At 53.9% G+C, this 651-nt stretch carries 1 protein-coding gene; it reads left to right on the forward strand.

Annotated elements, in window-relative coordinates:
- Positions 1-12 precede the first annotated feature (12 nt).
- On the forward strand, positions 13-651 hold a 639-nt coding region (locus NW838_RS08805; RefSeq protein WP_414427872.1), incomplete at its 3' end, for an RNA-guided endonuclease InsQ/TnpB family protein.

Below are 651 nucleotides of genomic sequence, written 5' to 3' on the forward strand. Positions count from 1 at the left end.
AGCGAAAGGAGGTTGAAGCAGCCCCAGCGCAGATTAAGTCGGAAGTTCAGGATAGGGGCAAAATCCCAATCCCAGAACTCCCACAAGCAAAGAAAGCGACTAGGGAAAGTGCATCTGAAAGTGCAACGCCAGCGTAGAGACTGGGCAATCAAGCAGGCCCGGTGCGTGGTGGCGTCTCACGACGTCGTGGCGTATGAAGACTTGCAGGTGAAAAACCTAGTCAAGAATCGTCATCTGGCTAAATCCATCCATGATGCTAGTTGGTCCCTATTCACCCAGTGGTTAGACTACTACGGCAAGGTGTGGGATAAAGCGGTGGTAGCTGTACCACCGCAGTACACCACGCAGGACTGTAGTAACTGTGGGCATAGGGTAGTAAAGACCCTATCCACAAGAACTCATGTCTGTCCTAAGTGTGGGTTTGAGCTGGACAGGGACCAGAACGCAGCTCTGAACATCCTGAAGCGGCGGCTGCACATGCTTGGAGTGGAATGGAACGGTACCTTAGGGCATAAGGGAACCGCCCCGCGCGTAGCGCTTGGGGGAACGACTGGGGAGATAAGCACCGCTGCTTTTGAGGGGCAACCGGATGAAGTAAGTGCTGTCGCAGAACCAGTAACAAGAATCCCCTGCCTAAAAGCGGGGGGGTAT

The organism is Synechococcus sp. R55.2 (genome assembly GCF_047462075.1).
Lineage (GTDB): Bacteria > Cyanobacteriota > Cyanobacteriia > Thermostichales > Thermostichaceae > Thermostichus.